This window comes from Dyella sp. PARNA 12/25, assembly GCF_055702865.1.
Window position 1 is genome coordinate 26179 of record NZ_JBVQCI010000004.1, and the last position, 26317, is coordinate 52495.

The window sequence follows — 26317 nt, forward strand, 5'->3', positions numbered from 1 at the left end:
ACGGCTTTTGCCGTCATGCGACTTACGTCTGCAGTGAGCCAAATCATGGAATCGATTTATCCCGCAGGACCCGCGGAGGTGCCGGCCGGCTTCACCCGTCCGAGCAAATCATACCGTCGACACGCCTGGCTGGCCGTGGCCGGTCTCTTGCTTTTCATGCTGCTCTATTTCGCATTGACCGCATGGTTCGTCATCACCGGCTTCGGCGAGTTCGCGCGGATGGGCTCGGGTGGCGGCTTGATCGAAGGCTTGGTGGGCGCTTGCAGCCTGTTCCTAGCCGTTTTCATGATCAAGGCGCTGTTCTTCATCAAGAAGGGCACGCATAGCGCCGACCTTGAGATCAAGCGAGCTGAACAACCCCATCTGTTCGAGTTCCTGGAAAAGATCGCGGACGAAGCCGGGGCACCACGTCCGCACAAGGTCTTTGTGAGTGGTGGCGTGAACGCCGCGGTGTTCTACCACCTCTCACTGATCAATTTGATCTTGCCTTCGCGCAAAAATCTGGTGATTGGTCTTGGCCTGGTGAATATGCTGAATCTCAGCGAATTCAAGGCCGTATGCGCTCATGAATTTGGTCACTTTGCGCAGCGCTCGATGGCGGTGGGCCGATGGGTCTATACCACTCAACAGATCGCAGCGCACATTGTGGGCAAGCGTGATGCGCTTGACGGATTCTTGCGGCAGCTGTCGCGTTTCGACATCCGCATTGCCTGGATCGGCTGGTTGCTCGGCGTCGTGGTATGGGCGCTTCGGGCTGTGGTGGATGCAGTGTTCCGGCTTGTCGTGATCGCCCAGCGCGCGCTCTCGCGCGAGATGGAGATGCAGGCGGATCTGGTTGCCGTATCGCTCACTGGCAGTGACGCGCTGGTGCATGCGCTGCATCGGCTGCAGATGGCGGACGATGCTTGGGACCGCACCGTAGGCTTCGTGCGTGGTGAGGTTGCCGCCGGCCGTCCGCCGCTCGATGTGTTCGCCGTTCATCAAGCACTGGCCGAACGCTTAAGGGTTATCTACAACGACCCTGCCTATGGCCAGCGCCCCCAGGTACCGGCCATGGACGCGGCGTCATTCCGAGTCTTCAACGGTGAGTTGGCGCAACCGCCGCGCATGTGGTCGACGCATCCGATGAACCACGAGCGCGAGCACAACGCCAAGCGAACATACTTGCACGTCCCAGCCGATGAGCGCAGTGCGTGGAGCGTGTTCGACGATGCGCGGGCTTTACGCGAGCGGATGACGCGCGAGATGGTCGGCAAGACCGACAACGCGCCGGTCGCGGCGGAAGTGACGCTGAAACACCTGGATGAGGAGTTCGATCAGGAGCATCTCAAATCGCACTATCGAGGCATCTACCTCGGCTTTTCCGCGGTGCGCCATGCAAAGGTAGTCAGTGATCTGCATGGGCCGGTGCCCATTGCTCGCCCCATCGAACCAGAGGAGCTGTATCCCGCCAGTATCGCGGACGATCTTGAGCGGCTGCGCTCTTTGGAGCGAGAGTATGCCTTGCTTTGCTCGTTGCGAGATCGGGTCTATGACGCACCGGATGGCGTCATTCGACATCGCGGGCGCATCCTCAAGCGCAGCCAATTGCCTGCTGCCATCGCTGCCGTCGATCGCGAGCGCACGTCGACGCAGGCCGGACTCGAGGCAACGCTCAAGCACGTGCGAAGTCTGCATCAGGCGGCGGCGGCCAAGCTCTCACCTCCTTGGCGCGACTACCTCCGAGGGCTGCTGGCGCTTCTGCATTACGCCGACCATGCCGAAGCGAACCTCCGCGATGCGCAGGCAAGTCTGGGACGTTGGTGGCAGCGTGCCACCGCTAGCGGTTCCATCAACGAAACGGGGGCGCGCCAGATTCTGGCCGCGTCGAGCGACGTGTATCGCGCCATGTCGCAGGTATACGACGTGGCGGCTCAGGTTCAGCCGGGCCCCGAGGTGCTTGCGAGCCTGGGGCGGGAGAGCTGGTCGGGTGCCCTTGGCGGCTTGGGGTTGAACCCACCCGCACGAGCCAACTTGAATGACTGGCTGCGTTTGGTGGATGGCTGGGTCAATCACACGGCCGGGTGGCTTTCCGCGTTGCGGAGGGCCACGCTGGATGCCTTGCTGGAGGCGGAAACCACTGTAGCTGCCGCGACGCGGGGTATTGCGCCGCCGGAAGCGCCCAGTCCTGTGCCGTCGGTGCCGTCGTTCTACGACACCCTGGTGATCGGGGCCGAGCGTGGCAAGGCAATCGACAAACCGAGCTGGTGGGAACGGTTCCAGTCGGCCAGCGGCTTTTTCCCTGGCCTGGCGCGTGCGGTGGTGGCGGTGGCCATTGTGGGTTCCGTACTGCTTCTGGGGTGGAGCGTCAGTCGCGTTACCGTCACCCTGTACAACGGCTTGGCGCGTACCGTCGTCGCAACGGTGGACGGCCAAAAAGTGACGCTTCAGCCGCACGCCCATGCAGAAATGGAGGTGTACGGCGATGGTGATATCCAGGTGGTGACCAAGGCGGTGGACGGTCAGCCTATCGAGACGTTCACCGCACCGATCAGCCGTTCGGACAAGCAGCTGATCTATACCGTGGCGGGCGCGAGCCCGTTGCGCCAGTGGGTAGCGGTGTATGGCAACGTGAGCCCCTCATCGCCGCGGCTGCTCGCGCCACAGCGCTGGCAGTCTGGCTGGGCTGATCATGTGTTTAGCGAGCCACCGAAGAGCATCCAGAGCAAGACTGGTGGCGGCTCGCTCAGCGTGCTTGATGTGCCCGATGAAACCGCGCCCGATTTCTTCATGGCGGAAGTGAAGGACTCTCCGGCAAAAACCGCAATGTTGTTGGCGCATGTTCAATTCGATGCGCCAGATACGCCATACCTCGTGAACTGGCTGCAGCTAGCGAAGGAATTGCCGGGCTTCCAGCAAGCCTTCGCCGCACGCCTCGCGCAATTCCCGATCGATGTTGTGAGCATGCGTCTTGAGCAGGATCTCGCCAAAGATGCGGCCCATGACGCGGTGTGTGCCCATCATCGCGCTTTGGCGGAGGCGTCCCCTAACCAGCCAGATCTTGCTTATCTGGCTGTGCGCTGCCAACCCAACAACGCTGCAAGGGATCAGGCGTTTGAGGAGGGGCACCGGCGCTGGCCAGATTCACCATGGTTTGCCAATGCTGCTGGCTGGCATGCCGGCGAAGAAGCGCGCTACGAAGACGCATGGGCCGATTACCAGGTGGCTATAGCCAAAAGTCCTGCACTTCGACAGATAGTGTCGCTGGAAGCCTATCGGTTGCTGCGCCTGCTCAATCCGAGCGCTGCGCTGGAGCAGAAGGAACGATTTGCCGCCATGTCCCCCATGCTTCGCAATGTGCTTATGCTTGAGCGTGGCACTGCAACGGCTGAGGGGGCATACCGATCGCTGGCAATGCTATCCAATGGACAGCTCGACGCTGCTGTTAGTGCGTCGACGGGCACCCCATTGGCCGCACGAGTGCTGCGTCTTGCCGCGGCCTCTGATGGCGCATCCCGCTTGCTGCGCGCACGCGTGGCAACGTTGTCACCAGGCGATGGCGTGGATGATCAAACGGTATGGCTTGCGCTGGCGGCTGGCAGTGATGTGGACACACCTGCCATTGCCTCCGTATTGGACATGTTGGCAAAGCAGTACGAATCGCCCGACGCGATCGCAAAGATGATGCGTTTCCTTGCGCTGGCGCGGCGCGGAAATGTAACAGCTGCAGAAGCCGAATTGACTGGTGTGCCGCTGCAATTGCGCGCACAGGCTTTCGTCGCGGGCAGCTATCTGCTGGGTGAGCGCACGCCAGCGTCGTGGCGCACATACGCTCGCCGCGTGTTGTATTCGGCGGAGAGGCCCTACATGGGTTGACTATCGTGATCGCGCCATGTCGCCCGCGACATGGCGCGATGATTCATGGCACGAGTCGGACTACGCCGTTGATCAACAGATGATGGAGGCGAGCAGCGCCTCGGCTTCTTCATGCGTGCGTGCACGCAGGATGCGCGCCGCGCTCGCACGCAGTGCGGCGTGATCGAGGGCAGTGATGCGGTCCCGCACATGTAGCAGCTGGCTGGGGTGCATGCTGAATTCGTTCAGACCCAGGGCCAATAGCAGGGCGGTGAAGTTCGGGTCGCCACCAATTTCACCGCACAAGCTCACGGGCTTCTTGGCACGACGGCCTTCCGTGATGACGTAGGTGAGCAGGCGCAGCAACGCGGGCTGCAGCGGATTGTAGATATTGTCCAAGGCATCGTTGCCACGATCCGCGGCGAGCACGTACTGCGCCAAATCGTTGGTACCAATGGCGAGGAAGTCAGAGTGCTCGAGCAGTGCGCGCACGTTGATGGCGGCAGCCGGCACCTCGATCATGGCGCCAAGCTGCAGCTTCTCCGGCAGGTCGATGTTCTCGCGCTTCAGTTCCTGACGTGCCAGCTTGAACAGCGTGCGCACGGCGATGAGCTCGTCCGGCTGCGTCACCATCGGCACCAATACGCGCACCGGGCCGTAGCAGGCAGCGCGCAGAATGGCGCGAATCTGGGTGGTGAATACGGCAGGGTAGCGCAGCGACAAACGCACGCCGCGCACGCCTAGCGCCGGGTTGTCCTCGCCACGCAGCACCAGACCGGCGGCGTCGGCCTTGTCGGCGCCAAGGTCCAGTGTGCGGATGGTGACGGGCAGACCACCCATGCCGAGCACGAGGTCACGATACGCGATGAACTGCTCGTCTTCGGTGGGCAAGCCCTTCTGCCGCAGGAACAGGAACTCGGTGCGATACAGACCCACGCCATCGGCGCCACGCGAGCGTGCCATGGCAATGTCGGCTGGCATTTCGGCGTTGGCCAACAGGCGAATATCCACGCCATCGCGTGTGCGTGTCGGTGCATTGGCCAGCGTCGCCAGGCGTCGACCTTCCAGCGCCGCCTCACGCTGCCAGGCGCGATAACGGGCCAGGTCTTGCGCGGTGGGATGCACCACCGCTTCGCCACGCTCGGCATCCAGCAGGATCAGATCATCGTCGTGAATGGTCGACAGTGCGTCGCGCGCGCCCACCAGCATGGGCAGGTCCAGGCTGCGCGCGAGAATGGCGCTGTGCGAATAGGCGCTGCCCGAACTGGCCACGACGCCTAGCAGGCCGCTGCCGGCCAGATGTGCCATGTCCGCGGGTGCGATCGTGTCGGCGATCAGGATTTCACCCACGCGCGCGGCCAGTTTGCGCTCTTCGCGGCTGGTCTGGCGTTGCAGGGCGGAGATGACACGACCGATCACCTGATCGACATCCTCCTTGCGCGAACGCAGGTAAGGGTCGTCCATGGCTTCGAATACCGCGGCGAGGCGGTCGCGCTGTTTTTTCAGCGCGGCGCCGGGGCGGTAGTGACCGATCCGTACCAGGTCGTCGAGGCCGCGCAGCAGTTCGGGGTCGTCCAGCAGCAGGCTGTGCGCGTCGATGAATTCATTGACCTCGCGTGCCAGCGCACCATGCAGCTTGCCACGCAGTTCGCGCAATTCCTGTCGCGCGGTTTCAAGCGCACGGTGCAGGCGCGCGAGCTCGACGTCTACCTCGTCTTCATTCAATGGACGGGTATCGACCAGGTAACGACTGGGCTGCACCAGGCGCGCACGGCCCAGGGCCATGCCTTTTGCCGCCGTGGTACCCGTCAATATGGCTCTCATGCATGCCTTCCGTGGAGGGGCGACCAGTTAAGGCAACACTGATCACGTATCGCCGTCGTCATGATGTCTGGAAGGCCCGCAGGCTGTACCGCGTGGCGCCGGGAAGACTGGCCGACTTGCCAAGCCGCGCGGCACAGCCTGCGGGCCTTCCAGACATCACCCTTCATTTCAAAATCCATACGCTGGGCCAGCCCTGTCTGTCCGCATGCCTTCGGTCCCTTGGCGCGACAGACGGCCAGTCTGCCTTCGCCAATGGCCCTGTGGCCTGCGAACAGACAGGGCTGGTGACGACGGCTATACGTGATCAGTGTTGCCTTAAGTCGATGGCGACGTCGGCATCCCGCCTGCGCGTCGAATCCCGAAAGAGAACGATCGCACGACGCAGCCGACCGGGCCGTGAATACGGCCTCAAGTCCACGCGTACGGGCAATCGATCTCTCCACTCAGGCTCCTTCGTCAAACTTGCGATCGAACAGCGCGACCACGGCGGTGAGGGCGGACTCCTCATCCGGACCTTCGGCGCGTACGGTCAGCGACGTACCGATGCCCGCCGCCAGCATCATCACGCCCATGATGCTTTGCGCGTTGACTTCGCGACCCTTGCTCACCAGCCACACGGTGGATTTGAACCCCTGCACGAGCTGCACCAGCTTGGCCGAGGCGCGGGCGTGCAGGCCCAGCTTGTTGGAAACGACAATTTCTTGTTCACGCATGATCGATGAAGATTCCCCCGCGGCCACCGCTGGCAGCAATTTCCGCCAATTCGTCTAACGGCTTGTCCGCGTAATTGAGTACACGCAACAGCATGGGTAGGTTGAGCCCGGAAACGCAGCGCAACCGCACGCCGAGCGCGGCCAGCGACAGCCCGATATTGCAGGGCGTAGCGCCATATAGGTCAGCGAGGACGAGTACGCCATCGCCTTGATCAAGTTCCCGCGCGTGCTTGGCCGTGAGCGTTCGCATCACGTCCGGGTCCGCCTGTGGCGGCACCTCGACCGCTTCCACGCGCAGCGGTAGTTTGGGCAGTACGTGGTGGGCGGCCGAGATCAGCGCCTGGCCAACCGCCTCGTGCGTCATCAACATCACGCCGACGCTCATGACGGCGTGCCGGTCCATGGTTTTGAATGGAGCTGCATGGCTATCACTCGAGTTCACGATGGAAAGTAAGCGCACCACTGCGCAGCGCACGATAGTGCGCCGCCAGCTTCTCCACCAGGTAGACCGAGCGGTGGCGACCGCCAGTACAACCGATGGAGATAGTGACGTAGCTTCGGTCATCTGCCTCGAAGCGAGGCAGCCAGGTATCGAGCCAACGCGCGGTGTCGGCGAAGTATTCGGCCACCATGGGCTGCGCATCCAGGTAATCGCGCACGGCGGCGTCCTTGCCTGAGAGCGGGCGCAGGGTGGGATCCCAATGCGGGTTGGGCAGGCAGCGCGCGTCGAACACGAAATCGGCATCCAGCGGCAGCCCGCGACGGAATGCGAACGACTGGAACATCAGGGTCAGCCCTTCGGTCGCTTCGGCATAGCCGGTGGCGATGAGGCGACGCAGCTGGTGCACGTTCAAGTCACTGGAGTCGATCACATTGTCGGCGATCGAGGAAAGCGGACGCAGCACGCGGCGTTCTTCGGCAATCGCATCGGCCAGCGACAGGCCCCGGAACGACAGCGGATGACGACGGCGCGTTTCGGAGTAGCGCTTGATCAGCACATCGTCGCGGCAGTCGAGAAAGATCATGTGCGCATGCACGCCGGCGTTCGCCAGCTCAGAAAGGATCGCCGGCATGCGCCGTAGATCGTCACCGGGGTTGCGCACGTCGACGCCCACCGCCACGTTGCGGCGCTTGCCCTGCGCGTCGCGACCCGCTGCCGCCACCAGTTGCGGCAGCAGGGCCGTGGGAAGGTTGTCGACGCAGTAGAAATCCAGATCCTCCAGCGCGCGCAGCGCGACGGTCTTGCCGCCGCCGGACATGCCGGTAAGGACGATCAGGTGGACCGCGTCGGGATCACGAAGCTGAAGACCAGGTGTCGTTTCGCTCATGGCTCACCACGGAGGCAGTCGACGCATCTGGTGCGCCTGACGATCGATGAAGGTTTGGGCAGGGTCAATGCCCTTGCTCTTGAGCACATGGTTGCGCACGGCAGCCTCCACCAGCACCGCAAGGTTGCGGCCGGGCGCCACTGGAATGGTGATCATGGGGATCGGTACCTCGAAGATTTCGCGGTGCCCGACGTCGCCGGTAAGTCGCGTAAGACCGTCGGTGTCTTCACCCTCGCGCAGTGGCTTCAGGTGGATCACCAGGCGAAGGTATTTGGACGGCTTGACCGCGGTGTGACCGAACATCTCGCGCACATTGAGCACGCCGAGGCCGCGCACTTCCAGCAGATCCTGCAATAGTTCGGGACAAGTACCGTCGATCACGTCCGGCGCGATCAAGGTAAATTCGGTGGCGTCGTCGGCCACCAGGCGATGCCCGCGGCTGATCAGTTCCAGTGCCAATTCACTCTTGCCCGAGCCCGATTCACCGGTGATCAGCACGCCAATGGAGAACACCTCCAGAAACACGCCGTGCAAGGTAATCTTGGGGGCCAACATGCGCGCCAGGTGATACTGCATCCAGGTCAGCAGCTCGTGGCCGCGCTTGGAGCTGATCCACAACGGCGTGTTGGTTTCCTCCGCCACTTCACGCAGGTCGGTGGGGATGGGCTGATCCTTGGTCACGATCATCGCGACCGGCTGGTAGGCGGCGATCTTGTTGATGGCCTCCCAGCGCTGGCGCGATTCGAGGCTGTCGAGGAAATTGAGTTCCTCGGTGCCGATGATCTGGATCTTGTTGGGATAGATGACGTTGAGATAGCCGATCAACGAGGGGCGGCGCGTGGTCGTCGCGGCCTGCTCAAGCACGCGCGATTCACCACGCATACCGGAAACCCAGCGCAATGCCATGCGCTCGTGAACGCTGTCATACAGTTGTCGGGCGGTCAGCCGGTCCAAGCCTTGTCCTTTGCGCCACCGGAGAAAGGGCGGCCACAGAGATATTGTGCCAGTTCGCACCGGCGGGTGCCTTGGAGGACGGAAACACGGGGGAGGGGAGAGGCCCGCCCGGAGCCGGGCGGGCCGGGCTGGGGTTAGCCGTAGAGGCGTTCTTCGCGCGCGGCGCGTTGGTGCTTGTCGCAGACCTTTTCGCGGTGCTTGCGCAGCTGGGTCACCAGCTTGTCGAACAGGACGTCAATGGAAACGTACATGTCGTTTTCGAGGGATTCGGCATGCAGGGTGGCACCCGATACGGTGAGTGTGCCTTCGGCGCGCTGCTGCAATTTGTTGACCGATAGCACAATGTTGAGACTGAGGATTCGATCATCGAGGCGGGTGAGGCGGTCGAGCCGGCTATTCACGTGATCTCGAAGAGCCTGGGTGACTTCAATCTGCTGACCGCTGATCTGAACTTGCATGTTGCGCCTCCTCTGATACTCGCCGCGGACGCGGCTGGGGTCGATGCGCCGGTCGCTTATGTCGTGGCCGACACACCTTTGAAAAACCCGGGGGTTGTTTCGATCCGCTGTTCCGGCCTCCTCACCAAGTCGGGATAGTCACTATGCGCTTCTGGAGTTCTCTTCGCGTTATGAAGACCTTCAGGCCTTGGACATGACAGGTATCCCATCGGATCGACTTACATACGAATATAGGGACGTCATTTTTTTTGCCAAGTTCCCGGGACGCTTTGCCACAGGTGACGCGTAAGCCTGTTCAGCCAGCGCGCTGGCGCTCGCTGGAGCTGGGAATGCGCATGGCTTCGCGGTACTTGGCGACGGTGCGGCGGGCAACCTGAATGCCCTTGCGGTGCAGTTCCTCCGCGATAGCCTGGTCGGACAGCGGCTTGCGCGGGTCCTCGGCATCGACCAGCTTGCGCAGCATGGCCTGAATGGCGGTGGCCGAGGCGCTGCCACCGTCTTCGGTGGACACGCCGCTGGAGAAGAAGTGCTTGAGTTCGAACGTACCGCGCGGCGTATGGATGTACTTGCGCGTGGTGACGCGGGAGATGGTGGATTCGTGCATGCCCACTTCCTCTGCAACCTCGCGGAGCACCAGCGGGTGCATGGCCTCGGGGCCGTAGTCGAGGAAGGCGCTCTGCCTGCGCACGATGGCCTCCGCCACCTTGAGCAGGGTTTCCGCGCGTGACTCCAGGCTCTTGATCAGCCAACGTGCTTCCTGAAGTTGGCCGCGCATCCAGCTGGCATCGGTGCCGCGTGCCTGCGCGATCAGGCCGCAATAGTGCTGGTTGAGGCCCAGGCGCGGCTGGCAGTCCGGGTTGAGGCTGACACGCCAGCGCCCAGCATCCTTGCGTGCATAGACATCAGGCGCCACGTATTCGACCGGCGTGACATCGAGTGCCGCGCCGGGGCGTGGATCGAGGCTGCGAATCAGCACGGCGGCGGCAGCGGTATCGTCCTCGCTGGCTTTCAATTTGCGGGCCAGACGAGCGATGTCATTGCGTGCGAGCAATTCCAGTTCGCTGTCGACAATGCGCAGAGCAAGCTCGCGGTGCTGGGTGTCCGGGTCGAACTGTTCCAGCTGCACGCGCAGACAGTCGCGCAGATCCAGGCTTGCCACGCCGGTGGGGTCGAAACGTTGCAGCATGCGCCGCACGTGTTCCACCTCAGCAGCACTCGCCCTGAGGTCGGGTGGCAGTGCGCCGATCAGCGACTCCATGCCCTCGATGAGATAGCCGTCAGGGTTGAGTGCATCGATCAGCACCGCAGCGATGGTGCGATCGCGCGCGCTCATGTGCGTGAGGTTGAGCTGCCACAGCAGATGTTCCTGCAGCGTTTCCTGCGCGGCGCTCTGCGGCTCGAAGCTATCGTCGTCGCCGTTGGCGCTGTTGCGCGAAGAGGTGCCGCTGCTGCTGGAGAAATCGATCGGGTCTTCGGCCGCGCCACCGCTGTCGCTGTCACTCCACTCGGTGGGGTCGGCGTCGTCGATGGTGGTGTCGGTGCTGCTGGCGCTGGTGCTGGTGTTCGGCGCCGGTTCGATCGTTTCGCGCTCTTCGCCGTCAACGCCATCCGGGTTGTCGTCGGAGAACTCCAGCAGGGGATTGCTTTCTGCAATCTGACGCAGTTCAGCCTCCAGCTCCAACTGCGACAGCTGCAGAAGGCGGATGGCCTGTTGCAGCTGAGGGGTCAGCGTGAGCTGCTGATTGAGGCGAAACTGCAGTCCGGGTTTCATGCCAGGCGGTCGGGATGAACGTGAAGGTCATCCTAACTCCTGACCTGAACGCGAGGCCATAGGTCAAACGCCGATTCGCGTACTACCTCAGGTTTATCGTCTGTAACGGACGCGCTATAGACGCCATTTGGGACACCCGGAAGCAGCGCCATTCGCCTGCGAAGGGTTGCTTCTGCGAATGGCGAACCGTGGGTGGTTTCCAGTTACTCAGAGGCGGAATTCGCGACCAAGGTAAACCTCGCGTACCTTCTCATCAGCGAGGATGTGCGCCGGCGTGCCACGCGAGAGCACTTCGCCGTCGTTGAGGATGTAGGCGCGGTCACAGATGCCCAGGGTCTCACGCACGTTGTGGTCGGTGATCAGAACGCCGATGCCACGTTCCTTGAGGTGGCGCACGATGCGTTGGATTTCACCGACCGAGATCGGGTCCACGCCAGCGAACGGTTCGTCCAGCAGCATGTAGCGGGGATGCGCGGCTAGTGCGCGTGCGATTTCCACACGGCGGCGTTCGCCACCGGAAAGGCTGATGCCTTTCTGATCAGCGATGTGCGCGATCTTCAGTTCATCCAGCAGGCTTTCCAGTTCATTGGCGCGGCGCTTCGCATCCCAGCCTTCACGCAGTTCCAGCACGGCCATGATGTTGTCGGCCACGCTGAGACGGCGGAACACCGAGGCTTCCTGCGGCAGGTAGCCAATGCCCAGCTTGGCGCGCTGATGCATGGGCAGACCGGTAATGTCCTGCTTGTCCAGCTTGATGACCCCCGCGTCGGCCTCGATCAGGCCCACCACCATGTAGAAGCAGGTGGTCTTGCCAGCGCCATTGGGGCCGAGCAGGCCGACCACTTCACCTTCGCGGATGGAAAATCCGAAGTCGCGCACGACCTGGCGCGCCTTGAAACTCTTTTGCAGACCTTCAGCAGAAAGCATCGATCAGTGGCCCTCTGCCGGCTTGTTGGTCGGCTGGGGCGCCGGCGGCGGCGTAGTGGCCGGTGCGCCCGGCTTGGGCTTGGGCAGGATCACGCCATGCACCATGCCTTCGCCACCCGATTCGCCGGTAATCAAACTGGTGTCGGTGTTGTAGGTGAGCTTGTCACCGTGGAATTCGCCACGACCTTGCTGGCGCACCACGGCATTGGTGGTGAGCACGGCGATGCCCTTGATGTTGTCGTAGTCCAGCGTCAGCGCGTCGCCCTGCACCAGGTTGTTGTTTTCATCCAGCTGCTGGATGTGCGCCGGATTGCCGGTGACTAGCACGCGGGCGATCTGCTGGTCGGCGTCGAGGTAGATCTTGGCCACGTCACCCGTGAGCACCATGGTGCCCTGGGTCACCTTCACGTTGCCCTTGAGCGTGCTGATGGTGTTGGGTGCGTTGAACGCCTCGGTGTACTTGGCGTCGTAGTTCATGGGTTGCTCGCGGTCCGACTTCTTGGCAAAGGCCAAGGCGGGCAGCAGGGCGAGCAGGCCCAGTGCGAGGATGCCGACCGAAAGCTTAGGACTTGTTTTTGCGCGGCGGGTAGGTGCCGTGGCTTTCATCGAGCAGCTCCAGGTGATTGGTGTTGAGGTTGGCTCTCATGCCGACCCCGCTAAGTTTACTGTCGCCTTGCACCATGTGCGCCGGCGCGGCCGTCTCCATGCGGTTCTCCTTGGGCCAGCTAGTGACGTCGGAGGTATGGATTTCGGCGGCGGCGGTGTTATTGAAAGCGGCCCGGTGCATGAAGACCGGGCCCTGCAGCTTCAGCAGGGTGCCACTCTTGTCCACCCAGGCATACAGCGAGTCGCCCAGCCAGGGCGGCACCCCCTCCTGGTTGGAGGGCAGCTCGAACTTAGGCGTGTTGATGTACAGCGACTCGTCGTTCTCGCGGCGCTCCAGGTGGGGGGCGACCATGCGGAAGCTCGGTTGGCCGTCCACGTCGAAGGACCACAGCCTGAAGTTGGTCAGGGTGTAGCCCGAACGCGGCGGGCCTACGAATTCATTGACCTTTGGGGTAGGCGCCAGCCACCAGTAGACCATCTGGGCCGCGCCTGTCGCCAGGCCGACCGCGATGATCGCCACCGGCAAGCCGCGATCACGCAGGTACGAACGCAAACTCACTGCCAGCGCTCCCGCTCAGCGGCCGTCTTGCCCTGGGCGTGCAGGATCATGTCGGCGATTTCGCGCGCAGCGCCCTGGCCGCCGCTCTGACGGGTTTGCCAATGGGCCGATTCGGCGACCCACGGATGGGCGTTTGCCACAGCGACGGCCAGGCCGGCCATGCGCATGGGCGGCAGGTCAGGCAGGTCGTCACCCACAAAGGCTGCTTGCTCCGGCGTCAGCACCAGTGCTTCCAGCAGCTGCTCCAGGCAGGCGCGCTTGTCGCCCTGGCCTTGATAGACATGGGCGATATCCAGTTCTTCCGCACGCAGCGCCACCGGGTGGCTGATACGCGCCGACATGATGGCCACTTGCACGCCATTGGCCATCAACAGCTTGAGTCCCAGGCCGTCATGCACGTGGAACACCTTGGTCTCGTGGCCGTCCTCGGCGTACCACAGCCGGCCATCGGTCAGCGTGCCATCCACGTCGAACACGACGAGGCGGATCTTGGCGGCGCGGGCAAGGACGTCTGCAGGAATGTCAGCCAGGTACATGGGAATGTTCGGCAAGAGGGCAGGAGGGCGATACCGTCAAACGCCGGACAGCGCGGACGGTGGACGCGTTCATTAGTAGCAGCCGAGTCTTTCGATCAGACCACACGGGCGCGGAGCAGATCGTGAATGTTCAGCGCGCCGACGACCTGTTGCTCGTCATTGACCACCAGTAGGGCGTGGATCTGATGCTTCTCCATCAGCTGGGCCGCTTCGATGGCCAGCTTGTCCGCACCGATGGTCTTGGGGCCGCGCGTCATCAGCTCGGCCACGGTGGCGCCGCGCAGGTCGACATCGTCGTCGTCCAGCGCGCGGCGCAGGTCACCGTCGGTGAATACCCCGAGCAGATGCCTGTTGGCGTCGATCACCGCAGTCATGCCCAGGTGCTTGCGGGTCATTTCCATCAGCGCCTGGGTCAGCGTGGCATTGGGCGGCACCGTCGGGACGCCTTCGCCGGTGTGCATCACGTCGCTGATGTGCAGCAGCAGGCGGCGGCCGAGGCTGCCAGCCGGGTGCGAGCGGGCGAAATCTTCCGACGTGAAGCCGCGGGCCTCCAGCAAGGCAACGGCCAGCGAGTCGCCCATCACGAGCGCTGCCGTGGTGCTCGTGGTGGGGGCCAGACCTAGCGGGCAGGCTTCGGCGGCGACGCTGACGTCCAGATGCACCTCGGCCTGGTCGGCCAGCGACGAATGGGCGTTGCCGGTCATGGCGATCAAAGGAATGCCTTGGCGCTTGATCACCGGCAGGATGAACAGCACTTCGTCCGTTTCACCCGAATTGGAAAGGGCCAGCACCACGTCCTGCGGCAGGATCATGCCCAGGTCGCCGTGGCTGGCTTCGCCGGGATGCACGAAGAACGCAGGGGTGCCGGTGGAGGCCAGGGTTGCGGCAATTTTCCGCGCCACATGCCCGGACTTGCCCATGCCAGTGACCACCACGCGCCCGGCGCAGCCCATGATGAGGCGGCAAGCCTCGACGAATTCCGGCCCGATGCGGGACTCCAGCGCACGTATGGCGGCCGCTTCGGTGGCAATCACCGTACGGGCGCTGTGCATGATGGCGTCGGCGTTGATCGCATTCTGGCTGGTGGCGGCGTGGGCGTTCATGGGTCCTCGGGAGCAGGTGCCGGAATCTCGCCACCATCCTGAACGATCGTCACGAGGTGGAATTTTCCGTTAAATCATGGTCTTGGAGGCTTGCAGCCCCCAAAGGGGGAGCGGCGGCGCCATCTCGTGTCGTTTCTGCGACAGAGGTTTTCCATTAACATGGCATATTCGCATTTTAACGTCATAGTCGACGCCGATGGGTTCCGCCTGAGTTTGGGATCTGCGACGTTGACGAGATCCTGAGCAATTGGAACAACCCATGGACGCTGCCACCATCCAGGCAATGATCGAACAAGGCCTGCCGGGTGCGCAGGCGGCCGTGACCGGCGACGACGGCGTGCACTTCGAGGCTGAAGTGGTGTCCGAACAGTTCGCAGGCAAGCTGCCGCTGGCGCGGCATCGCCTGGTCTACGCCACGCTGGGGGATCTCATGGGCGGCGCGATCCATGCGCTTGCCCTGAAAACACTGACCCCTGCGGAAGCCGCAACGCGCCGTTAAGGCCGCGCCGCGACGACCGAGCAATTCTTTTAAGGACTTTTTGATGGCCAAGATCCTGATCAGTGGCGGCGAGCCGCTTCACGGTGAGGTCGGCATTTCGGGCGCCAAGAACGCCGTACTGCCGATTCTCGCTTCCTGCCTGCTGGCCGATGAGCCGGTGGCGATCAGCAACGTGCCGCATCTGCACGACGTCACCACCTTCATCGAGCTGCTGGGCCAGATGGGCACGCAGCTGGTGCTGGACGACCGCATGAAGATGCATGTCGACCCGCGCTCCACGGACAAGTACTTCGCCCCCTACGATCTGGTGCGCACGATGCGTGCGTCGATCCTGGTGCTGGGTCCGCTGGTGGCCCGTTTCGGCGAGGCCGAAGTGTCGCTGCCGGGCGGTTGCGCCATCGGTTCGCGCCCGGTCGACCAGCATATTCGCGGCCTGCAGGCGCTGGGCGCCGACGTGGTCGTGGAGAACGGCTACATCAAGGCCAAGGCCAAGCGCCTGAAGGGTGCGCGCATCTCGATGGACATGGTCACCGTGACCGGTACCGAGAACATCATGATGGCCGCCGCGCTCGCGCAGGGCACCACCGTCATCGAGAACGCTGCGCAGGAACCGGAAGTGGTCGACCTGGCGCATTGCCTGATCGCCATGGGCGCGCAGATCGAAGGCGCCGGTACGTCTACGCTGACCATTCATGGCGTGGAGCGTCTGCATGGCGCCGAGTACGAAGTGCTGCCGGACCGCATCGAAACCGGCACCTTCCTGGTGGGTGCGGCCATGACCGGTGGCAAGGTGCGTGCCCGCAACGCGCGTGCCGATACGCTGGACGCGGTGCTTGCCAAGCTGGAGGACGCGGGTGCGCACATTTCCACTGGTGCCGACTGGATTGAGCTGGACATGCGCGGCCGTCGTCCCAAGGCGGTGAACATCACCACCGCGCCCTATCCGGCGTTCCCGACCGACATGCAGGCGCAGTTCACCGCGCTCAACTGCGTGGCCGAGGGCGTGGGCGTCATCACCGAAACGGTGTTCGAGAACCGCTTCATGCATGCGCTGGAATTGCAGCGCCTGGGTGCGGACATTCGTCTGGAGGGCAACACGGCCATCATCAAGGGCGTGGACAAGATGAGCGGCGCGCCGATCATGGCGACTGACCTTCGCGCATCCGCCTGTCTCGTGCTCGCCGGCCTGGTGGCCGAGGGCGACACGATTGTCGATCGCGTGTATCACATCGACCGTGGTTACGAGAACATCGAAGAAAAGCTGGGCGTGCTGGGGGCGAAGATTCGCCGTTTGCCGTCTTGAGATATCGCGTCATCGCTAGATGAGAAAAGGCCGCTATCGCGGCCTTTTCTTTTTGGAGCATTGGAAACGTGTGCGTTCACGACACGTCATCCCCGCGAAGGCGGGGATCCAGTGCCTTTGATTTTCACAGCAAGAACGAAAGGCACTGGATTCCCGCCTTCGCGGGAATGACGTTGATGCAGTGTTGCGGCTAGTTGCCGTTCTTGAAACTCACCAACTGCAACTCGAGATTGCCACCGTCGCTCTGCGCCAGCTTCACCGGCACCGGATACTTCTGCGGCGCATACCACGCGTTGAACGCTGCATCGTTGTCGGTGCGAACCACGCGTTCGGCCTGGAAGCTGCCAGCCGGCACCTTCACTGCTTCTTTTGCAGCGACCTTGAACTGCTGCGTCTCCACGCTGCGCTTCACCGCGACGGGCAGGTCAATGGCCTGCTTGCCAGCACGCAACGCAAGGCCAATGGCGTAGGGCGCGGTATTGCGATCCACCATGCCTGGTGCAGTGACGTAGGTCATCGGGCCTTTGCCTTCATCCACGGTGACCTGGTTGGTGCTCCAGTTCACTTCGGTGTGACGCTGCTTGCTCTTGATGGCCGCGTTCATGCGGTAGTCGTAGCTGACGGTTTCCGGTGCATTGTTGTTCCAGCGGAAGCGCGTCACTTCGCTGGAATTGGCGCCGAGTGCAGCAGCAAGGCCGCCGGTGCCAGTGGTCTGGTTGCTGTATTCCCACTGGCCGTTGGCGGCGGGCTTGAGCGTCACCACGGACTGGCCAATCACCTGGCCGCCCTGCGACACCTGATAGGTGGCGGTGAACGGCGTTGGTGCGGTGGTGGTGGCGGAGGCCATCGTCGCTGAGAACGCCAGGGCAAGGCCGATGGCAAACGTGCGGAGTGTGTTGGATGCAGTCATGGGGACCGCAGTCTACGCGCTCATCCTGAACGCCTTGTAGAGATCCCGTACGGGTTCAGTCAACCAATTGGCTATTGCGCAGTTGAAGCGGCGCTTCGATCAGCTTTCCGTCCAGGGCCACGCGGTCGGGCGCCATCAGGTCGAGGCGCTGCTCGGCCATGAGTCTCAGCACGGCAGGGAGTAGCTTGTGCTCGAAGGTGAGCAGGCGTTTAGCCAGCAGGTCTTCGCTGTCGCCGGGCAGGATGTCGATGCGCGCCTGGGCAATCACCGGGCCGCCGTCCAGTTCCGCCGTTACGTAGTGCACGCTGGCGCCATGTTCCTTGTCGCCAGCTTCCAGCGCGCGGCGATGGGTGTACAGGCCGCGGTACTTGGGCAGCAGGGAAGGGTGGATATTGATCATGCGCCCCACCCACGGCTTCAGCGCTTCACCATCGATGATGCGCATGAAGCCCGCCAGCACCAGCACTTGCGCGCCGGTGGCGTCGAGCTTGCGGAACAGGTCAAAGTCGAAGTCGCGGCGGCTGGCGTAAGCCTTCGGGTCCAGCGTGAAGGTGGCGATGCCGGCGTCTTTCGCCAACTGCAATGCGCCTGCGCTCTTCTTGTCACTGCCAACCGCCACGAAGTCCACCGGCAGGTCGCCGGCGTCGCGTGCGGCAATCATGGCTTGCAGGTTGCTGCCGCGCCCGGAAGCGAGCACGGCAACGCGAAGACGCGGAGGGCTCACAGTCTTAGCCGATGTGCACGCGCTCGTCGCCCTGGGCGGGCACGATCTCGCCGATCACCGAACTCTTCAGGCCATGCTTGGCCAGCAGTTCGCTGGCGGCACTGACAGCGTCGCGCGGCAGGATCACCGTGAAGCCCACGCCGCAGTTGAAGGTACGCCACATTTCCTCGCGAGCCACGTTGCCTTCGCGCATCAGCCATTCGAACACCGGCGGCAGCACGATGGCCGAAGCATCAATGTTGATGCCGAGGCCATCCGGCACCACGCGGATGATGTTTTCCTTCAGGCCGCCGCCGGTGATATGGGCCATGCCGTGCACGGGCTGGCTCTTCATGAGCTCCAGCATCGGCTTCACGTAGATGGTGGTCGGCGCCATCAGCGCATCGGCCAGCTTCACGCCGCCGATATCGAGGTCCAGCGGGCTGCCGGCGCGCTCGAGAATCTTGCGGATCAGCGAGTAACCATTGGAGTGCGGACCGGAAGAGGCCACGCCCAGGATCACGTCGCCGGCGACGATCTTCTCGCCGCTGAGCAGCTGCGACTTCTCGACCGCGCCAACGGTGAAGCCGCCCAGGTCGTATTCGCCCGGCGGGTACATGTCCGGCATTTCGGCCGTTTCGCCGCCGATCAGCGCGCAACCGGCCAGCTCGCAGCCCTTGGCGATGCCGCCAACCACGGCCACGGTGGTGTCGACGTCCAGCTTGCCGGTGGCGAAGTAGTCGAGGAAGAACAGCGGCTCCGCGCCCTGCACCAGCACGTCGTTCACGCACATGCCGACCAGGTCGATGCCGATGGTGTCGTGGCGGCCCAGCTGCTGGGCGAGCTTGAGCTTGGTGCCCACACCGTCGGTACCGGAGACCAGCACCGGCTCCTTGTACTTGCCGGACAGGTCAAACAGGCCGCCAAAGCCGCCCAGGCCGCCCATCACTTCGGGACGGGACGTGCGCTTGACCAGTGGCTTGATACGTTCGACCACGGCATTGCCTGCGTCGATATCGACGCCAGCGGCGCGGTAGGTGAGGGCGTCGGACATGGGGGGCAACCCGGCGTGGAGAAACGTCGAATTGTAGCAGTGTAGGGGCGTACTTTCCCGAGTAACCCGCCGCGGCCGTGTGCCGGGCGGACATGGAATCGGGAAGCCTTCGATGGACGCTGCCGGGCGGATTGGGCAGACTTTCCGCGTTTCCCACCGGATTCATTCCCCATGCGCCTGTACCGCCTGCTGCTCATCTGTTTCGTGCTGGGCCTAGCCCCGCTGCTTTCCGCGCATGCGCAGGGGCAGGTGTCGCCGTACACCGTGGTGGTGTCCGTGGCCGATACCAGCGATGCCGCGCGCAATAACGCCTTCAGCGATGCCCTGGCCCAGGTGCTGGCGCGTACCTCGGGTGGGCAGGATCTGAGCACCAAGCCCGGCTATGCCGACGTGCTCAAGGGTGCCAGCGGTATCGTGCAGCAGTACCAGTACCAGCGTGCGGCCACCGGCCTGGCCCTGCAGGTGACCTTCGACCAGGCTGCGGTTCAGCGCGCCGTGGGCGAGATGGGCGTGTCCGGCAGTACCGGCGCCCGCCCGCCGGTATTGCTGGTGGTGCGCGATGAGGACGGCAGCGTGCTGACCCGCGATGCGCTCACCACGCTCACCCAGCTGGTGGCCAGCAAGGGGTACAGCACGGTGCTGGCCGACCCGGTGAAGACCGGCGATACCCCCAACCTGACCACCGCCGAGCCCGAGCAGCTGGCGGCGCTGGCCCGCCAGTACAAGACCGGCCTGATTCTGCTGGGCCAGATGCATGGCGGCAACGCAGACTGGGTGTTGGTGTCCGGCGGCCCGCAGCAGCGCTGGAGCAATCAGGGTGCCAATGCGGCGGCCGTGCTCACCGACGCTGGCAATGGCCTGGCCGATCGCCTGGGCAAGCAATTGAACGTGATCGGGTCCGCCACGGTCGATGGCAAACTATGGGTTTCCCAAGTTAATTCGGCGATGGATTTCGCCAATCTGGTGGCGGTGTTGCGCGCGGACCCTTCCGTGCACCAGGTGACCACCCTCAGCGCCAACGGCGACGGCATGTTGTTCCAGGTAAAGGCCAGTCTGCCGATGGATGCACTGGCCAACAGTCTTGCCGCGGGTGGGCGCTTGTTACGCGGCGACGCCCACAGCGAAGCTGATGCCAGCCTGCGCTGGGTCCACTAACTATCGCCAGCCTAATGAGTGAGCCATGCCATTGACTCAGGACACCTCCCGCCGCTGGCAGATGATTGCCATCACCGCGGCCATCCTCTACGTGCTCTACCTGCTGGCGCCGGTGCTGGCACCATTCGCCGTGGCCGCCATGCTGGCCTACCTGGGCGATCCGCTGGCGGACCGCCTGCAGCGTCTGGGCATGGGGCGCACGCTCGCGGTGAGCATCGTGTTCGTGGTGCTGCTGTTGCTCGCCGTCGGCGCGTTGTTGCTGTTGATTCCGTTGATTTCGCGCCAGGTCGGCAACCTCACGCAAAACCTGCCGCATTACGTGGACTGGGTACGCAACATCGCGCTGCCCTGGCTGCAGTCCACGCTGCACCTCGACCCAAGCGCATTCGATACCGATCGCCTGATCGGGCAGATCAAGGAGCACATCGGCTCCATCGGGGATGCCGCCTCCATCGTGCTGGGAAAAATTTCGCGCTCAAGCCTCGGTGTGATTGCCTGGCTGACCAACCTGGTGCTGATTCCGGTGGTGGCGTTCTATCTGCTGCGCGACTGGGACCGCATGGTGGCGTGGATCGATCGCATGCTGCCGCGCTCCATCGAGCCCACCATGGCCCATCTGGCGCGCGAATCGGACAGCGTGCTCGGCGCTTTCGTGCGTGGCCAGCTGCTGGTGATGCTGGCGCTAGGTATCTTCTACGGCGCGGCGCTCACCATCATGGGGCTGTCGGTTGGCCCGTTGATCGGTATGATCGCCGGCCTGCTGAGTTTCGTGCCGTACCTCGGCTTCATTGTCGGCTTTGGTTCGTCGCTGATTGCTGCACTGGTGCAGTATGGCGACTGGAATCATGTGCTTATCGTCGTAGGCATCTTCACGGCCGGCCAGTTGCTGGAAGGCTATGTGCTGGTGCCGCGGCTGGTGGGCGAAAAGATCGGCCTGCATCCGGTGGCGGTGATTTTCTCCGTGCTGGCGGGCGGTTACCTATTCGGCTTCCTTGGCGTGCTGCTGGCGTTGCCGGCGGCGTCGGTGATTCTGGTGCTGCTGCGCTATCTGTCCGAGCGCTACCGGCAAAGTGATCTCTACAACGACCAGGGCCGTGGTGATCCGGTGCTTGCCGAAGTCGATGTCGTGGTGACAACGGCGCAAGGCACGGTGGAAACCAGCACAGTGATTGGCCCGCGCGACGAAAAGAAGGACGCAGTACCCCCTACATGATTCCGCAGTTGCCGCTCGCCTTGCGCTGGCCTCGCCGCCAGCGTTTTGAACACTTCCATCCCGGCAGTAACGTCGTGACGCTCTCTGCCGTGGAGCAGGTAGCGTACGTGCCGGGTACGCCTTGGTTGTACGTGGCGGGGCCGGCCGGTAGCGGCAAGAGCCATCTGCTGGTGGCGGCCTGCCAGGCAGCCATCCAGGGCGGGCGCACGGTGCAGTACCTGCCATTGGCGAGCATGGGCAACAAGGCGGCGGCCATCCGAGGCGTGGTGGGCAGCGAGTTCCTGGCACTGGATGACCTTGGCGCCATCGCTGGTGATCGCGAGGCCGAACACGCGCTGTTCGACGTCTACAACCAGGCCAAGGCCGAGGGTGCCACGCTGCTGTTCGCGGCGGAGGCCTTGCCGACGCAGTTGGGCCTGGGGCTGCCTGACCTGCGCTCGCGTCTTGGCGCGTGCCAGCAGGCGCTGCTCAAGCCGCTGGATGACGCCGAGCGCCGCGCCGTGCTGCGCAAGGAGGCGGCCACGCGTGGCATCGAGTTAGACGACACCGTGCTTGACTGGCTGTTCAATCGCTATGCGCGCGATCTGGGTGCGTTGCTCGATCTGCTGGATCGCATCGACCAGGCCTCGCTCGCGGCGAAGCGGCGCATCACGGTGCCGTTCCTTCGCAGTTTGCTGCGAGAAAGCGAGCCGGGTGCCTGATCTGCCTCTGGCTCCAGTGTTTTGGCTTTTCTGTAGGAGCGCACTTGTGCGCGACAAACCTAAAAAGCGGCACCGACGATGCGCTGTGGTCGCGCACAAGTGCGCTCCTACAGAGGTAAGGCGAGATTACGGCAGACACAAAAAAGGCGCCCATAGGGCGCCTTTTCGCGAGTGATCAGTGCCCTCAGGCCATCAGCAAACGCGGTGTGGCATTGGCGCTGATGGCATCCACCATCGCCTGTGCCACGTTGAGATTGCCCGCAACGATGTTGCCGCTCTCGGGGATGCCGTCGCGGCCCGCGAAGTCGCAATAGCGGCCACCTGCCTCGCGCACCAGCAGGGCGCCGGCAGCCATGTCCCACGGCTTCAGGCCAATTTCGAAGAAGGCGTCGTAGCGGCCGGCGGCGGTGTAGGCCAGATCCAGCGCGGCGGAGCCCGAGCGACGGATGTCTTCGGCCTGGCCCAGGATGGCGCGCGTCATGTCCAGCTGCGCGTCGAGGTGCGAACGCTGGCGATACGGGAAGCCGGTAGCGACCATCGCGCCACCCAGGTTGTCGCGCTTGCTGACACGGATGCGGCGGTCGTTGAGGTAGGCACCGTCGCCCTTGCTGGCGGTGAACAGCTCGTCGCGCAGCGGGTCGAACACCACCGCGTACACCGGCTCACCCTTGTCGAGCAGGGCAATGGATACACAGAAATGCGGGATGCCGCGCAGGTAGTTGTGCGTGCCGTCGAGTGGGTCAATCACCCACACCAGCGGGCCCTTGCCGATGGCACCGCTTTCCTCGGCGAGGAAGGCGTGCGTGGGGTAGGCACGCTTGAGTTCCTTGACGATCTCGGCTTCGGCCAGGCGGTCGACTTCCGAGGCGAAGTCCATGCGTTGCTTCTCGACGACGTTGAGTCCGTCGATGCGATTCATGTATCGCAGGATGATGTTTCCTGCGGAGCGCGCGGCGCGCACCGCGACGTTGACGGCGGGTCTTGGCATGGCTTCGGCTTTCAAAAGAACGGGGCTACGGTCGCGAAGTCTAGCAGAGACGCCGCCGTTGTTCAGGTCGGTCCGAAGCCCGCCCCGGGGGGGCGGTTTGACAGAGCGGCCTACAATTTCCAAGCTTTGCGCCAATTTGTACCCCTTCTGGCCACCTCAATGTCCGCTGAATCCGACCTCGCCGCCCGCATCCGCTATGTGCTCGTGCGCACCTCGCACCCGGGCAATATCGGCAGTGCAGCCCGTGCCATTCGCACCATGGGCTTCGACCGGATGGCCCTGGTAGCGCCCCATCGGTTCCCCGATAAGGAGGCTTCGGCGCTCGCTGCCGGCGCGGATGACGTGCTGGAAAACGCCACGGTGAGCGAGGGATTGGTCGACGCCCTGGCCGGCACCAGCCTGGCACTGGGCCTTTCGGCCCGTCGTCGTGGGGTGGACCTGGAAGAGATCACCCCGCGCGAAGCCGCCAGCCGAGCGCTGGCCGCCGCCGCCCGGGGCGAGCAGGTGGCTCTGGTGTTCGGCAATGAGCGCACCGGCCTGGAGAACGAGGAACTGGCGCGCTGTCACGCCATGGTGCGCATTCCGAGCGTGGACGATTTCAGCTCGCTCAACCTATCGCAGGCTGTGCAGGTGATGGCGTACGAATTGCGCGTCGCCTCGCTGGGCGAGGTAGCCGTGCCGGTACGTGCTGATGCCGAGCCCCCCGCTGACGCAGCGCAGATGGAGCGCTTCTTCGAGCATCTGTCGCAGATGCTGGACGACATCGACTTCCACAAGGGTCGCGCGCCGACCACCATCATGCTGCGCCTGCGCAAACTGTTTCAGCGTGCCCAGCCCGATGAGCGGGAATTGCGCGTGATGCACGGCATTTTTGCGGATGCGCAGCGTATGGCGCAGATTGCCAGCGGCAAGATCAGGGCGTCGAAGGGCGATTGATCAGCACCGATTTGTAGGAGCGCACTTGTGCGCGACCGGCTGAAACGTGGCATTGCGGTCGCGCACAAGTGCGCTCCTACAGCGAGCTGTGTGCCTAGAACCCGTCTTCCTCGATATCGATCTGCGGCAGGCGCGTCACCAGCAGTTTGTCGATACGGGCACCGTCCATATCCACCACTTCCACCCGGAACCCCCGCCAGTCGAAGGATTCGGCCGTCTGCGGGATATGCCCAAGCGCTGCCATCACCATGCCGGCAGCGGTGCGGTAATCGTGTTCCTTTTCGCCGGGCAAGGTCTCTACGCGCAGCAACTCGCGCAGGTCTTCGATGGAGAGCGAACCGTCAATCAGCCAGCTGCCGTCTTCACGCTGGATGATTAGCGGGCTTTCCTCCGGGCCACTGCTGCCCAGCTGTGGTGCGCCGACGATGGCGGCAAGCAAATCGTTGAGGGTTACCAGACCCACGATGTCACCGTACTCGTCCACCACCAGTGCGATCTGCGCTTCTGCGTCGCGGAACTCTTCCAGCAGGTCCAGCGCACGCCCGGTGGCCGGCACGTAAAGGGGTTTCATCAGCTGCCCGAAGATATCGGGCTTGCCTTCGGCAAAGCCGCGCAACAGGCGCTTCACCTCCACCACGCCGACGATGTCACTCTCGTCGCCCTGGTAGACGGGATAGCGTGAATATGGGGTATTGCGCAGGATGTCGGCGTTCTCGCGGAGGCTGGCCGACTGGTCCAGCCACACGATGCGTGTGCGCGGCGTCATGACGCTGTCCACCGTGCGATCGCCCAGGCGCAGCACGCGATTGACCATATTGTGCTCGTCGCGGTCGAACACGCCGTGCTCGGCGCTTTCGGCGACCAACAATCGAATCTCTTCTTCCGTCGCGAAATCGCTGCCCCGGCCCTTCACTTTCAGCAGGCGTAGCAGGGCGCTGCTGGAGAAATTGAGCAACCACACGAACGGTGCCGCCAGGCGCGAGAGCACCATCATCGGCATGGCCACGTAGCCCGCAATCACCTCCGGAGACGACAACGCCAGCCGCTTGGGCACCAGCTCACCGATCACGATCTGCACGAACGAGATCAGCACAAAGCCCAGCACCAGGCCGATAACCCGTGCGTAGGGCTCCATCCAGGCGGCCCGTCCGCCATGGATGGCATCGGCGATGTGTTCGCCCAAGGCGCCACCTGCCAGGGCGCCGGTCACCAGGATCACCAGGGTCATGCCTACCTGGACGGTGGACAGGAAGCGCTCGGGCGCCTCCGCGTTGCGCAAGGCGGTACGGGCACGCCGGCTGGTACGGGCCATTTGCTTCAGACGGGACTTGCGCGAGGCCACCAGGGCCATCTCGGACAACGCAAAGAAGCCGTTACACAGCGAAAGCGCTACGACGGTGGCTATTTCGCTAAGCATCGGGGCAGTCGGGCGGTGTGGTGGTCGCGAGTGGACATGAGACGCAGTGTAAAGCCTGTGAGGCTATTCCCAGGTGGTTACCGGGCTGCGACACCTTGGAGAGACAATGTGGTGCGGTGCGGTAGGGCCGTCCTGTAACATATCCGTCATTTGATCCGTCCCCGGACCCAGGCAATAACCGCATGTTTTCATTGCAAACCATTTTCGGCAAAGGCGACAAGTTCTATGGCCTGCTCGAGCAGAGCGCCGAAGCCGCGCGCGACAGCGCCAAGGCCCTTCATGAACTTGTCACGCGCAAGGACCATGCGCCGGTGATGGCCGCCTTTGCGGCCACTCGTCAGCGTGAGAAGGCCTTGGCCGGGCAAATCAGCGAAGAGCTGGTGAACACCTTCGTCACCGCGCTCGATCGCGAAGACATCGAAGCGCTCAACTCGGCGCTCTACAAAATTCCCAAGACCATCGAAAAGTTCGCCGAGCGCTACGAGATCGTGGCCGACCGTCTGTCGGACGTGGATTTCGGCGCGCGCGCCCTGGTGCTCGAGCGGGCGACCGCCGTGGTGTCGGAAATGATCGGCGAACTGCGCCGCGGCCTGCGCATCGACCCGGTGAAGAAGTTGCAGGATCGCCTGCAGACGCTGGAATCCGAAGGCGACCGCATGCTGCTGTCGCCGTATCGCACCCTCTACGTGGAAGGCAACGACGCCATGCGCGCGATGCTGGCCAAGGATCTGTTCGAACTGCTCGAGAAGGCGATCGACAAGTGCCGCGATGTCGGCAACATCGTCTACTCGATCGTGCTGAAGAACTCCTGAGGCCCATCGGATG

Annotated in this window: 25 protein-coding genes; 8 read left to right on the plus strand and 17 right to left on the minus strand. The window is 63.5% G+C overall.

The window, feature by feature from the left end; translation table 11 throughout:
• Positions 1-45 precede the first annotated feature (45 nt).
• Positions 46-3855, plus strand: a complete 3810-nt coding sequence (locus AC0GUR_RS10400) for a M48 family metallopeptidase (RefSeq protein WP_472877406.1) — start codon at positions 46-48, stop codon at positions 3853-3855.
• Between the two features lie 72 nt (positions 3856-3927).
• On the opposite strand, the gene ptsP is transcribed toward AC0GUR_RS10400, so the two are convergent.
• The 12 genes from ptsP to AC0GUR_RS10460 all read right to left on the minus strand — a co-directional run bounded on the left by ptsP (position 3928) and on the right by AC0GUR_RS10460 (position 14562).
• Positions 3928-5658 carry a phosphoenolpyruvate--protein phosphotransferase gene (ptsP, locus tag AC0GUR_RS10405; protein WP_472877407.1) on the minus strand — a complete coding sequence of 577 codons (1731 nt, stop codon included), beginning with the start codon at positions 5656-5658 and terminating at the stop codon, positions 3928-3930.
• Between the two features lie 443 nt (positions 5659-6101).
• The gene (locus tag AC0GUR_RS10410; protein WP_472877408.1) at positions 6102-6371 is read right to left on the minus strand and encodes an HPr family phosphocarrier protein; all 270 of its coding nucleotides are present in this window, start codon (positions 6369-6371) and stop codon (positions 6102-6104) included.
• Positions 6364-6756, minus strand: coding sequence for a PTS sugar transporter subunit IIA (locus AC0GUR_RS10415; RefSeq protein ID WP_472877675.1), 393 nt, complete (start codon positions 6754-6756; stop codon positions 6364-6366). Before AC0GUR_RS10415 ends, AC0GUR_RS10410 begins: the two co-directional genes overlap by 8 nt.
• Before the next feature lie 43 nt (positions 6757-6799).
• A complete protein-coding gene (rapZ, locus tag AC0GUR_RS10420) occupies positions 6800-7699 on the minus strand; it encodes an RNase adapter RapZ (protein ID WP_472877409.1) in 900 nt (299 codons plus the stop codon).
• Positions 7700-7702: 3 nt separating this feature from the next.
• On the minus strand, positions 7703-8653 hold the full coding sequence (gene hprK / locus AC0GUR_RS10425; RefSeq protein ID WP_472877410.1) for an HPr(Ser) kinase/phosphatase: 951 nt from the start codon (positions 8651-8653) through the stop codon (positions 7703-7705).
• 134 nt (positions 8654-8787) lie between these two features.
• Positions 8788-9111, minus strand: coding sequence for a ribosome hibernation-promoting factor, HPF/YfiA family (gene hpf / locus AC0GUR_RS10430; RefSeq protein ID WP_472877411.1), 324 nt, complete (start codon positions 9109-9111; stop codon positions 8788-8790).
• Between the two features lie 295 nt (positions 9112-9406).
• Positions 9407-10882 (minus strand): RNA polymerase factor sigma-54, encoded by a 1476-nt coding sequence (locus tag AC0GUR_RS10435; protein ID WP_472877412.1) that lies wholly within the window; start codon positions 10880-10882, stop codon positions 9407-9409.
• A 207-nt stretch (positions 10883-11089) separates the two neighbouring features.
• The gene (gene lptB / locus AC0GUR_RS10440; protein WP_472877413.1) at positions 11090-11809 is read right to left on the minus strand and encodes an LPS export ABC transporter ATP-binding protein; all 720 of its coding nucleotides are present in this window, start codon (positions 11807-11809) and stop codon (positions 11090-11092) included.
• A 3-nt stretch (positions 11810-11812) separates the two neighbouring features.
• Positions 11813-12415, minus strand: coding sequence for a lipopolysaccharide transport periplasmic protein LptA (gene lptA, locus AC0GUR_RS10445; protein WP_472877414.1), 603 nt, complete (start codon positions 12413-12415; stop codon positions 11813-11815).
• Positions 12372-12974, minus strand: a complete 603-nt coding sequence (gene lptC / locus AC0GUR_RS10450; RefSeq protein WP_472877415.1) for an LPS export ABC transporter periplasmic protein LptC — start codon at positions 12972-12974, stop codon at positions 12372-12374. Before lptC ends, lptA begins: the two co-directional genes overlap by 44 nt.
• Positions 12971-13510 carry a KdsC family phosphatase gene (locus AC0GUR_RS10455; protein ID WP_472877416.1) on the minus strand — a complete coding sequence of 180 codons (540 nt, stop codon included), beginning with the start codon at positions 13508-13510 and terminating at the stop codon, positions 12971-12973. The genes lptC and AC0GUR_RS10455 overlap by 4 nt, the downstream gene beginning before the upstream one ends.
• A 95-nt stretch (positions 13511-13605) precedes the next feature.
• A complete protein-coding gene (locus AC0GUR_RS10460; RefSeq protein ID WP_472877676.1) occupies positions 13606-14562 on the minus strand; it encodes a KpsF/GutQ family sugar-phosphate isomerase in 957 nt (318 codons plus the stop codon).
• 310 nt (positions 14563-14872) lie between these two features.
• Here AC0GUR_RS10460 and AC0GUR_RS10465 point away from each other — a divergent pair, with 310 nt between their 5' ends.
• Positions 14873-15112, plus strand: coding sequence for a BolA family protein (locus AC0GUR_RS10465; protein ID WP_472877417.1), 240 nt, complete (start codon positions 14873-14875; stop codon positions 15110-15112).
• A 43-nt stretch (positions 15113-15155) separates the two neighbouring features.
• Positions 15156-16415 carry a UDP-N-acetylglucosamine 1-carboxyvinyltransferase gene (gene murA, locus AC0GUR_RS10470; protein ID WP_472877418.1) on the plus strand — a complete coding sequence of 420 codons (1260 nt, stop codon included), beginning with the start codon at positions 15156-15158 and terminating at the stop codon, positions 16413-16415.
• 190 nt (positions 16416-16605) lie between these two features.
• Here the strand turns inward: murA and AC0GUR_RS10475 are convergent, their stop codons facing one another.
• From AC0GUR_RS10475 to purM, 3 genes are read right to left on the minus strand one after another with little or no spacing between them, the layout of a single operon-like run.
• Entirely contained in the window at positions 16606-17325 is a 720-nt protein-coding gene (locus tag AC0GUR_RS10475; RefSeq protein ID WP_472877419.1) for a DUF3108 domain-containing protein, read from the minus strand.
• Positions 17326-17380: 55 nt separating this feature from the next.
• On the minus strand, positions 17381-18049 hold the full coding sequence (gene purN, locus AC0GUR_RS10480) for a phosphoribosylglycinamide formyltransferase (RefSeq protein ID WP_472877420.1): 669 nt from the start codon (positions 18047-18049) through the stop codon (positions 17381-17383).
• A 4-nt stretch (positions 18050-18053) separates the two neighbouring features.
• A complete protein-coding gene (purM, locus tag AC0GUR_RS10485; RefSeq protein WP_472877421.1) occupies positions 18054-19082 on the minus strand; it encodes a phosphoribosylformylglycinamidine cyclo-ligase in 1029 nt (342 codons plus the stop codon).
• A gap of 171 nt (positions 19083-19253) precedes the next feature.
• On the opposite strand from purM, the gene AC0GUR_RS10490 reads away from it, so the two are divergent.
• From AC0GUR_RS10490 to hda, 3 genes are read left to right on the plus strand one after another with little or no spacing between them, the layout of a single operon-like run.
• The gene (locus AC0GUR_RS10490) at positions 19254-20237 is read left to right on the plus strand and encodes a DUF2066 domain-containing protein (protein ID WP_472877422.1); all 984 of its coding nucleotides are present in this window, start codon (positions 19254-19256) and stop codon (positions 20235-20237) included.
• 25 nt (positions 20238-20262) lie between these two features.
• Positions 20263-21450 carry an AI-2E family transporter gene (locus AC0GUR_RS10495; RefSeq protein ID WP_472877423.1) on the plus strand — a complete coding sequence of 396 codons (1188 nt, stop codon included), beginning with the start codon at positions 20263-20265 and terminating at the stop codon, positions 21448-21450.
• Positions 21447-22151: a DnaA regulatory inactivator Hda gene (gene hda, locus AC0GUR_RS10500; RefSeq protein WP_472877424.1), complete on the plus strand. Its 705-nt coding sequence runs from the start codon at positions 21447-21449 to the stop codon at positions 22149-22151. The genes AC0GUR_RS10495 and hda overlap by 4 nt, the downstream gene beginning before the upstream one ends.
• A gap of 184 nt (positions 22152-22335) precedes the next feature.
• Here the strand turns inward: hda and AC0GUR_RS10505 are convergent, their stop codons facing one another.
• On the minus strand, positions 22336-23139 hold the full coding sequence (locus AC0GUR_RS10505) for an inositol monophosphatase family protein (protein WP_472877425.1): 804 nt from the start codon (positions 23137-23139) through the stop codon (positions 22336-22338).
• Between the two features lie 159 nt (positions 23140-23298).
• Between AC0GUR_RS10505 and AC0GUR_RS10510 the strand changes: the two genes are divergently transcribed.
• Positions 23299-24075: an RNA methyltransferase gene (locus tag AC0GUR_RS10510; RefSeq protein ID WP_472877426.1), complete on the plus strand. Its 777-nt coding sequence runs from the start codon at positions 23299-23301 to the stop codon at positions 24073-24075.
• Between the two features lie 94 nt (positions 24076-24169).
• Here AC0GUR_RS10510 and AC0GUR_RS10515 read toward each other — a convergent pair whose 3' ends face one another.
• A complete protein-coding gene (locus AC0GUR_RS10515) occupies positions 24170-25492 on the minus strand; it encodes a hemolysin family protein (RefSeq protein WP_472877427.1) in 1323 nt (440 codons plus the stop codon).
• Positions 25493-25674: 182 nt separating this feature from the next.
• Here AC0GUR_RS10515 and AC0GUR_RS10520 point away from each other — a divergent pair, with 182 nt between their 5' ends.
• Entirely contained in the window at positions 25675-26304 is a 630-nt protein-coding gene (locus tag AC0GUR_RS10520) for a DUF47 domain-containing protein (protein ID WP_472877428.1), read from the plus strand.
• Positions 26305-26317: the final 13 nt, after the last annotated feature.